This is a genomic window from Burkholderia sp. Ac-20384 (genome assembly GCF_017104605.1).
Classification (GTDB): Bacteria; Pseudomonadota; Gammaproteobacteria; order Burkholderiales; family Burkholderiaceae; genus Burkholderia; species Burkholderia lata.
This window is the reverse complement of sequence record NZ_JAAGPE010000329.1, coordinates 1-9,290: the sequence shown is the minus strand read 5'-3', so window position 1 is coordinate 9,290 and position 9,290 is coordinate 1. Positions and strand designations below refer to the sequence as shown.

8 protein-coding genes are annotated in these 9,290 nt (G+C 68.1%); 3 read left to right on the top strand and 5 right to left on the bottom strand.

The window, feature by feature from the left end; translation table 11 throughout:
* Nucleotides 1-810 (top strand): rhodanese-like domain-containing protein (locus tag G3O00_RS35990; RefSeq protein ID WP_277399360.1); only part of this gene is annotated, 810 nt, incomplete at its 5' end.
* 57 nt (nucleotides 811-867) lie between these two features.
* Here the strand turns inward: G3O00_RS35990 and G3O00_RS35985 are convergent.
* Nucleotides 868-2,013 (bottom strand): glycerophosphodiester phosphodiesterase, encoded by a 1,146-nt coding sequence (locus tag G3O00_RS35985; RefSeq protein ID WP_174932480.1) that lies wholly within the window; start codon nucleotides 2,011-2,013, stop codon nucleotides 868-870.
* 373 nt (nucleotides 2,014-2,386) lie between these two features.
* On the opposite strand from G3O00_RS35985, the gene G3O00_RS35980 reads away from it, so the two are divergent.
* Both G3O00_RS35980 and G3O00_RS35975 read left to right on the top strand, forming a co-directional pair.
* A complete protein-coding gene (locus G3O00_RS35980) occupies nucleotides 2,387-3,451 on the top strand; it encodes a phytoene/squalene synthase family protein (RefSeq protein ID WP_174932482.1) in 1,065 nt (354 codons plus the stop codon).
* Between the two features lie 490 nt (nucleotides 3,452-3,941).
* Nucleotides 3,942-5,141 carry a porin gene (locus tag G3O00_RS35975; RefSeq protein WP_206145837.1) on the top strand — a complete coding sequence of 400 codons (1,200 nt, stop codon included), beginning with the start codon at nucleotides 3,942-3,944 and terminating at the stop codon, nucleotides 5,139-5,141.
* A 134-nt stretch (nucleotides 5,142-5,275) separates the two neighbouring features.
* Here G3O00_RS35975 and G3O00_RS35970 read toward each other — a convergent pair whose 3' ends face one another.
* The 4 genes from G3O00_RS35970 to G3O00_RS35955 all read right to left on the bottom strand — a co-directional run.
* Nucleotides 5,276-6,763, bottom strand: a complete 1,488-nt coding sequence (locus G3O00_RS35970; protein WP_206145836.1) for an efflux transporter outer membrane subunit — start codon at nucleotides 6,761-6,763, stop codon at nucleotides 5,276-5,278.
* A 10-nt stretch (nucleotides 6,764-6,773) separates the two neighbouring features.
* A complete protein-coding gene (locus G3O00_RS35965) occupies nucleotides 6,774-7,928 on the bottom strand; it encodes an ABC transporter permease (protein WP_206145835.1) in 1,155 nt (384 codons plus the stop codon).
* On the bottom strand, nucleotides 7,925-8,893 hold the full coding sequence (locus tag G3O00_RS35960) for an ABC transporter ATP-binding protein (protein WP_206145834.1): 969 nt from the start codon (nucleotides 8,891-8,893) through the stop codon (nucleotides 7,925-7,927). The genes G3O00_RS35965 and G3O00_RS35960 overlap by 4 nt, the downstream gene beginning before the upstream one ends.
* On the bottom strand, nucleotides 8,890-9,290 hold a 401-nt coding region (locus tag G3O00_RS35955), incomplete at its 5' end, for an HlyD family secretion protein (protein ID WP_206145833.1). The genes G3O00_RS35955 and G3O00_RS35960, both read right to left, overlap by 4 nt.

Below are 9,290 nucleotides of genomic sequence, written 5' to 3'. Positions count from 1 at the left end.
CGCATCGCGCTCGCGGACGTCGCCGCGCTCGACGAGCCGGGCCGCACGTTGTACCGCTTCGACGTGCGCACGCCGGAGGAATACGAAGCCGGCCACCTGCCGGGCTTTTTGAGCACGCCGGGCGGCCAGCTCGTGCAAGAGACCGACCATCACGCGGCCGTGCGCGGCGCGCGGATCGTGCTCGCCGACGACGACGGCGTGCGTGCCGACATGACCGCGTCGTGGCTCGCGCAGATGGGCTGGGACGTGCGGGTCGTCGAGCCGGAGGACGGTGCGGCGAAGTTCGCCGAGCACGGCCAGCCGCCGCGCGCTGTGCCGGCGACACCGGCCGTGACGGACATCTCGCCTGCTACGCTCGCGGGCTGGCTGAAGGAGGCCGCACCGGGCGAGCTGGCGATCGTCGACGTGACGGCCAGCGCGAACTACGTGAAGCGCCATATTCCGGGTGCGTGGTTCGCCGTGCGTGCGCAGTTGCGTGATGCGCTTGCGGCGATTCCGCCCGCGAAGCGCTATGTGTTCACGTGCGGATCGAGCCTGCTGGCGCGGTTCGCGGCGGACGACGCCCGCGCGCTGCTGCCGGCTTCGGCTGAAATCTCGGTGCTCACCGGTGGCACGGCCGCGTGGATCGAGGCCGGGCTGCCGCTCGAAAGCGGCGAGACGCATCTGGCGTCACCGCGCGTCGACCGCTACCGGCGCCCGTACGAAGGCACCGACAACGCGGCGGCCGCGATGCAGGCGTATCTCGACTGGGAGTACGGGCTGGTCGATCAGCTGAAGCGGGACGGCACGCATCACTTCAACGTGATCTGACCGATGCAATGCGACCGGGTGCGGCGCGTCGTGCGTCGCGCCCGGTCACGGTGCGGGTCAGCGCTTGAACGTATCGACCGCCGTGCGGCCGACGGCCGGATCGTCGGTGAAGAAGCCGTCGATGCCCGCGCGCAGGTACGCCTGGATCTCGCGCACCGAGCCGGCCGTGTTGCGCGTGGCCGGCGTGCCGCCGTCCTTCAACGACGCGGGCAGGAAGTTGTTCTCCGGGCGGAACGTGTACGGATGCACGACGAGGCCGGCCTCGTGCGCGTAGCGCACGTACGGCGTCGGCTGCTGCAGCGTGCCGTCCGCGGCGACCGCGATGATCGACGTCTTGTACGGGCCGACGCCGTTCGCATAGGTCGCGACCTCGCGCATGCCGTCACGCGTCGACAGGTCGCCGTAGGTGCGCTTGTCGTTCGCCTTCACGAAGTCGTACGGGCGCTGGCCGGCTTCGTCCATCAACTGCACGAGCTTCCAGTTCGGCTGGCTCGACTTGATCCGGTTGCGGATCGTCTTCAGGTTCGCGACCTCGAACGACTGGATGTAGACGGTCGCCGTGCGCGCCGTGTACGAATCCTTCAGCAGCGCATCGACGAGACGGTCCTCGAGCGGCAGGCCGATCGACTGGAAGTAGGTCGGATGCTTGGTTTCCGGATACAGGTGGATCGTGCGGCCGGTCTGCGCGGACAGCTGCTTCGCGAGCGCGACGATCTCGTCGAACGTCGGAATCTCGAACTGGTCGTTGTACGCGGTGTTCGCGGGGCGCACCTGCGGAATGCGCTCGCGGGCGCGCAGCGTCTTCAGCTCGGCGAGCGTGAAATCCTCGGTGAACCAGCCCGTCAGCTCCGCGCCGTCGATCGTCTTGGTCGCCTTGCGGCTCGCGAACTGCGGCAGCGTCGACACGTTCGTCGTGCCCGAGATCTCGTTCTCGTGACGCGCGACCAGCACGCCGTCGCGGGTCGACACGAGGTCGGGCTCGATCACGTCCGCGCCGTCCTCGACCGCCTTGCGGTACGACGCGAGCGTGTGTTCGGGGCGCAGCGCGCTTGCGCCGCGATGGCCGACCACCTGGACCTTCGCGGAAATCGGCTGGGTGGGATCGGATGCGACATCGTCGTCGCCGCCGCAAGCAGCGAGCAGGAACGCGGCGGCACAGGCGAACGGAACGTAGCGCAGGGAGGTCGGGCGCTTGAAGAGCATGTCGATGAACCTTCGAAACGAGAGTCGGAAAGGGGTGATCGCTCCGGCGGCGCGGCTGTCGCGGTGTGTCGCGCGGAGTCGAATGGGACGCGATCGTCGCACTGAATAATTACATATGTATTACTTGCGCCTTTCCGTTCAATATTTTTGGGGCGCGATGGCGGTGCGGGGTGGCTGACTGCGCCTGGCGGGTGGCGCTTTCCGGCGGTCTCAGGCAGGTCGCGAGCCGGATGCACTAAACTTGCGGGAATTTTGCATCGCCGCACCAGGGCCAACGCCCAGCGGGCGCAACGATGCGGCGACTCGCGGGCCGGCGCGGTCGCCCGGCGCCCGTGGGCGTCCGGGGCCCGCGCCCGCCGATTTTTCCCGACCCATGACGACTCGAACCGATTCCGCTTTCCTGCTCGGCGACCTGCTGAAGAACGTATCCCGCTCCTTCTACCTGACGCTGCGCGTGTTGCCCGACGGCATGCGCGACCCGGTCGGCCTGGCGTACCTGCTCGCGCGCGCGGCCGACACGATCGCCGACACGGCGCTCGTCGCCCCCGATCGCCGGGCGGCGTTGCTGACCGACCTGCGCGACGAGGTCGAGCGGCTCGGCGACGGCGTCGCGCTGTCGCGTGCGCTCGAGGACGTGACGCGGATGCAGACCGATTCGCACGAACACGTGCTGCTCGGCTCGGTGGAGCCAATGCTCGCGCTGCTGCGCACGCAGCCGGACGCCGACCGCGCATCGATCCGCAAGGTCGTCGCGACGCTGACGGCGGGGATGGTCTTCGACCTGCGCACGTTCCCCGACGAGCAGTCGGGGCGCGTCACGTCGCTGCCGACGCGCGACGAACTCGACCGCTATACGTATCTCGTCGCCGGCTGCGTGGGCGAGTTCTGGACCGACATGACCGGCATGCACACGCCGGCCGCCCGCGGCTGGAACCTGCCGGACATGTGCGAGAAGGGCATCCGTTTCGGCAAGGCGCTGCAGATGACCAACATCCTGCGCGACTGCGGGAAGGATCTGCGCATCGGCCGCTGCTACCTGCCCGACGACGTGCTGGGCGCGCACGGGCTCGGCGTCGCCGACCTGATGGCGCCCGATGCGTCGGCGCGCGCGCGCGGCGTGCTCGTCGACCTGCTGCGCGTGACGCTCGACCAGTATCGCGACGCGTGCCTGTATACGCTGGCGATCCCGCGCCGCTTCGTGCGGCTGCGGCTCGCGTGCCTGTGGCCGATCATGATCGGCCTCGAAACACTCGAGCTGCTGGCCGGCCACGCGGCGTGGCTCGATCCGGTGAAGCCGGCCAAGGTGCCGAGAAAGCGCGTCTACCGGATCATGGCGTCGTCGCTCGCGCTGGTCGGCTCGAACACCGCGATTCGCGCGCGCATGACCGCGCTCGCCGACGCCGTGAGCGCGCATCTCGTGCAGCCGGCCACGCGCTGAATTGCACTGAACGATGCCGGCACGACAGATGCCGGCATCGCCCCTCGGCCCGCGTTCGCCGGGCCATCACCATTCGATCTCCCACGCGTCGACTAAAAACGTTTTCATTATTTCGTGTGGCGAAACGTGGGTGTCATGAACGTCAGCGATCCTTCGCGGCGGCGTGAATCGTGGCGTCTGCCGCGGTCGCGCATTTGTAAGATGTGTCTTGTCGAAGGCATCTGACGACATCCGACGGTCGCGTTGCACCCGTAAAAATGTAAAGCTAGGGTTTTCACCGGGAAATGCCGGAGAGGCCCGCCGCGTAAGCGTTTTCAGGTGTTATGTAACCGCTTGGTGAACCCGTGCGTTGCGTCGATCATACGATGACCGACTGCGCGTGTTGGGAAATAATCGGTAATCCGTCAGAATTGCGCCGGCATGTACTCGCACATGTGTCAGGTCATAAAACCACACCACAAAAGAAACATTCTTTGAGGACGGAGAATCAATGAAAAAGCGCGTCGCTGTCGCCATGACGGCAGCTGGCCTTGCAGCCGCTACCGCCGCCCACGCTCAAAGCAGCGTGACCCTGTACGGTATCGTCGATAACGGTCTGGCTTACCAGAACAACGCGGCACCGTCGACCGGCGCAACGAGCGGCGGCCATTCGAAGGTGTCGATGTCTACCGGCGTGTGGGCTGGCAGCCGCTTCGGCCTGAAGGGCAGCGAAGATCTCGGCGGCGGCACGAAGGCGATTTTCCAGTTGGAAGCAGGCGTGAACTCGGCGACCGGCGCGTCGCAATGGGCCGGTGGCATCTTCACCCGTCAAGCATGGGTCGGGATGACGAACCAGGCGTACGGTACGCTGACGGCTGGCCGCCAGTACACCGCGTACTACACGCTGCTGTCGCCGTACAGCCCGACGACGTGGCTGACGGGCGCATACGGCGCGCACCCGGGTGATATCGACTCGCTGGATACCAGCTACCGCGCGAACAACTCGCTCGTCTACATGTCGCCGAAGTTCTACGGCTTCACGGTCGGCGGTTCGTACTCGTTCGGCGGCGTCGCAGGCGCGACGAACCGCGGCTCGACGTGGAGCGCGGCGATCCAGTACCTGAACGGCCCGGCAGGCATCGCGGTCGGCTATCAGAAGGTGAACAACTCGACGCTTGGCGGCGGCGTGTGGGGTGACAACTCGACGGTCACGAGCGGCGGTCAGCCGGCCGTGTCGGCGATCAACAATGGTTACCAGACGGCGCAATCGCAGCAGCGCCTCGGTGTGACGGCCGGCTACCAGTTCACGCCGGCATGGGACGTGTCGGTGTCGTACACGAACGTTCAGTACACCCCGGGTGTTGGCTCGGCGTTCCGCAACACAGCAATCTTCAACACGGCAGGCGCTGTGCTGCACTGGAAGGCGGCCGCTCAGTGGGACTTCGCAGCGGGTTACTCGTATACGGCGGCAAGCCAGTCGAACGGCATCACGAGCGCGGCCAAGTACCATCAAGTCACGCTGTCGCAGTACTACAGCCTGTCGAAGCGTACGGGCCTGTACGCACTTGAGGCGTACCAGCACGCAACCGGCAATACGCTGAGCAAGACGGGTGGCATCGTGGCTGCAACGACCCAGATCGGCGATGGCGTGGCAGCTGGCGCAGGCCAGAACCAGATCGCTGTCGGCGTCGGCATGATCCACCGCTTCTGATGTCGCGCGGCGCGCGAACGCCGCTTACGGCATGCGGTATGAAAACCGGCCTTCGGGCCGGTTTTTTTATGCCCGCGCGATTCGTGCGACTGCGGCGATCGCCGCGATCGCTGCATCGCGCCCGCATTGCGCGATCAATCCACCGCGCCATCCGTCCAGCTCCCCGCCAGCGCTTGAAACAGCGCCGCCGTATCGGCAAGCCGGTCGGCCTGCGCCCGCGTACGGTCGAGCGCCGTCTGCAGCGTCTGCCGCTGTGCGTCCAGCAGGTCGAACGTGCTGATCCCGCCTGCCGCATAACGATCACCGGCAATCCTGTTGCTGGCCGCCGCTTCCTGCGCGGCGGTGTCTCTGGCCTGCAGCGCTGCCGCGTCGTGCTCGACCGCGCGCATTGCATCGGCCACCTGCTGCAGTGCCTCGAGCACGGTTTCCCGGTAGCTCGCGAACGCTGCGTCGTACGCCGCTTCGGCCGCACGTTTCTTCGCGCGCAGTTCGCCGCCGTGAAAGAGCGGTTGCGTCAGGCCGAGGCCGACATTCCACACATTGAGCCCGCTCACGAGATCCGCGATGCGCGTGCGTTCCGAGCCGATCCCCGCCGAAATCGAAAAGCGCGGATACAGGTTCGCGGTGGCCACGCCGACGTTCGCGCTCGCCTGGTGCAGCACGGCTTCGGCCGCGCGGATGTCGGGCCGTTCGCGCGCGAGCGTCGACGGCAGCGCGACGGGCAGCGTGCGCGGCAGCGCGAGTGCATCGAGCGTGAGGTCGGGCAACACCCCATCGGACGGCGGCACGCCGAGCAGGATCGCGAGCCGGTGGCCGGCTTGCGCGAGGCGGGCCTCGAGCGGCGGCAGCGACGCTTGCGTCTGCGCGAGCAGCGCGCGTTGCGCATGTGCGTCGGCCTGCGAAACGCCACCTGCCGCGAGGCGCGCTTCGACGATGCGCAACTGCCGCGCCTGCGCGTCGATCAGTTGCCGCGTAAGCGCGACTTGCTGCGCGAGCGATGCACGCAGGATCGCGGTTGCGACGACATTTCCCGCGAGCGTCAGGCGCGCGGCGTCGAACGTGAACGCCTGGTAGTCGACTTGCGCGCGCAGCGCTTCGAGCGCACGCCGGTTGCCGCCGAACACGTCGAGCACGTACGACACGCTCACCGACGCGTCATAAAGCGTGAATGGCCCCGGGCTGGGCACGTTGGCGGGCAGGCCGAACGCGGTCGTGTCGACCTGCTCGCGCGTGACGGACAGGCTCGCATCGACTTTCGGCAACATCGTCGCGCCGGCTTCGGCCGCGTGGTCCTGCCGCGCTTCGTCGAGCCGCGCACGGGCCTCGGCAAGCGTCGGGCTGTTGTGCCACGCGGTTTCGACGAGCCGGTTCAGCGGTTCGGAGCCGAACTGCGTCCACCAGTGCTGCGGGGTATGCGCGGCCGATGCGAACGTCTGCGCGTCGCCGGTCGGGCCGGCGGTGGCGGCCGTCGTCGCCGGCGGCTCGCCGCGCGTGTAGCGCTGCGTGGCAGGCGCATCAGGCGCGTGGAAATCCGGCCCGACCGCGCATCCGGCGACAAGCAGCGCGGCGGCCAGTGTGCAGCCGTGAGCGGCGTAGGAGGGGCGACGCGAAGCCGGTTTCATCGTGCGGCACCTAGTCGAGCGTACGCCGGTAGAAGCGCAGCGCGACGCCCATCACGACGACGGTGAACAGCGCGACCGGCCACACGGATGGCCACAGGTCGCTCCAGCCGTTGCCTTTCAGCAGGATGCCGCGCACGAGGCGGTTGAAGTAGGTGAGCGGCAGCAGGTTGCCGATGAACTGCGCCCACTTCGGCATCCCGGCGAACGGGAACATGAAGCCCGACAGCAGGATGTTCGGCAGGAAGTAGAACACCGCGAGCTGCATCGCCTGCAACTGGTTCTGCGCGAGCGACGACAGCGTGATGCCGACCGTCAGGTTCGCGGCGATGAACAGCAGCGCGGACAGGTAGATCGCGAACACGCCGCCGACGAACGGCACGTCGAACACGAACCGCGCCGCGACGACGATGATCGACACCTGGATCAGCCCGATCAGCACGTACGGGACGATCTTGCCCGTCATCACCTCGAGCGGCCGCACCGGCGTCGCGAGCAGGTTCTCCATCGTGCCGCGCTCGCGTTCGCGCGTGATCGCGAGGCCCGTCATCATCACCATCGTCATCGTCAGGATCACGCCCATCAGGCCCGGCACGACGTTGTACTGCGTGATGCCCTCGGGGTTGTACAGCCGGTGCAGCACGACGTCGAACGCGGCCGGGCGGCCGTTCAGGTAGGCGAGCGGGCCCGTCAGGTCCTTGTCCGCGACGGGCTGCACGAGGCCCGGCAGCGCGCCGATCGCCGACGCGGTCGCGACGGGATCGGTCGCGTCCGCCTCGACGAGCAGCGACGGACGCTCGCCGCGCAGCAGCCGCCGCGAGAAATCGGCCGGCACGGTCAGCACGAACTGCACGTCGCCGCGGGCGAGCGCATGCCGGCCGGCCGCTTCGTCAGGCAGCGTCTCGACGATGTCGAAGTATGCGGAATTGCGCATCGCGGCGACGAAGCTGCGCGCGAACGGGCTCGCATCGGCGACGATCACCGCGGTGGGCAGGTGCTTCGGATCGGTGTTGATCGCGAAGCCGAACAGCGTGAGCTGGATGATCGGCACGCCGACGATCATCGCGAACGTCACGCGGTCGCGCCGCAGCTGCAGGAATTCCTTCAGCACGATGCTCCACCAGCGTGCGACCGAGAACGAATCGCGCAGGCGCGCCCACGCGTTCATGACGACGCTCCGCCGGGCGGCGCGGATGGCCCTGATGCGCGGCCCATCATGTAAATGAACACGTCTTCGAGGCCGGTGTCGATCGGCGCGACCTGCAGTGCGGCAGGCCCTTCGGCTTGCGCGGCGACCTCAGCAAGCGTCGCGTCGAGCTGCGCGCGATCGCGGCCGCTCACGTGCAGCGCCGAGCCGAACACGACCGTCTGGTCGACGCCCGGCAGCGTGCGCAGCCGGGCGGACAGTTCGCTCAGATGCGCACCGGTGATCGCGCGGGTCGCGAGCCCCTGCGACGCGACGATCTCCGCCGACGTGCCCTGCGCGAGCAGCTCGCCGTACGCGATGTACGCAAGCTTGTGGCAGCGCTCGGCCTCGTCCATGTAGTGCGTGCTGACGAGCACCGAGATCCCTTGTGCGGCCAGCCGGTGCAGCTCTTCCCAGAAGTCGCGGCGCGCGGCCGGATCGACGCCGGCCGTCGGCTCGTCGAGCAGCAGCAGCGCCGGTTCGTGCAGCATGCAGGCGGCCAGCGCGAGGCGCTGCTTCCAGCCGCCCGACAGCGCGCCCGTGAGCTGGTCCGCGCGGCTCGCGAGGCCGAGCCCGTCGAGTGCGCGCGCGACGGCCGCCTTGCGGTCGGGCATCCCGTACACACGGGCGACGAAGTCTAGGTTCTCGCGGATCGACAGGTCTTCCCAGTACGAGAAGCGCTGCGTCATGTAGCCGACGCGCCGCTTGATCTGCGCGCTGTCGCGCACGATGTCGTAGCCGAGGCAGGTGCCGCTGCCCGAGTCGGGTGTGAGCAGCCCGCACATCATCCGGATCGACGTGGTCTTGCCGCTGCCGTTCGGCCCGAGGAAGCCGAAGATCTCGCCGCGCGCGACGCGCAGCGACACGTCCTTCACGACATGCTTGTCGCCGAAATGCTTGTTCAGGCGATCGACGTCGATCGCGTACGGTGCGGGCGGCACGCTCATGGCACCCTCACGGCGACGGGCTGGCCCGGGTGCAGCTTCGGCGCGTCGGCAACGGCGGGGCGCGCCTCGATCATGAACACGAGCTTGGTCCGGCTCTCGTTGCTGTAGATCACGGGCGGCGTGTATTCGGCCTCGCTCGACACGTAGGTGATGCGAGCGGACACGTCGGCCGCACAGCCGTCGCAGTGGATCGCGACCGTGCGCCCCGGCGCGAGCGATGCAATGGCGGCCTCCGGCACGAAGAAGCGCACCTTCAGGTTTTGCGGCGGCAGCATCTGCACGACCGGATTGCCGGCCTGCACCCATTCGCCGACGCGGTACAGCGTGTCGTACACGCGCCCGGCGGCGGGCGCGGCGACGCGCTTCTGGTCGAGCTTCCATTGCGCCTCGGCGACGA

Coding starts and splice junctions, on each gene's coding strand:
- G3O00_RS35975 (WP_206145837.1), top strand. CDS start 3,942: ATGAAAAAGCGCGTCGCTGTCGCCATGACGGCAGCTGGCCTTGCAGCC.
- G3O00_RS35980 (WP_174932482.1), top strand. CDS start 2,387: ATGACGACTCGAACCGATTCCGCTTTCCTGCTCGGCGACCTGCTGAAG.
- G3O00_RS35960 (WP_206145834.1), bottom strand. CDS start 8,893: ATGAGCGTGCCGCCCGCACCGTACGCGATCGACGTCGATCGCCTGAAC.
- G3O00_RS35970 (WP_206145836.1), bottom strand. CDS start 6,763: ATGAAACCGGCTTCGCGTCGCCCCTCCTACGCCGCTCACGGCTGCACA.
- G3O00_RS35985 (WP_174932480.1), bottom strand. CDS start 2,013: ATGCTCTTCAAGCGCCCGACCTCCCTGCGCTACGTTCCGTTCGCCTGT.
- G3O00_RS35965 (WP_206145835.1), bottom strand. CDS start 7,928: ATGAACGCGTGGGCGCGCCTGCGCGATTCGTTCTCGGTCGCACGCTGG.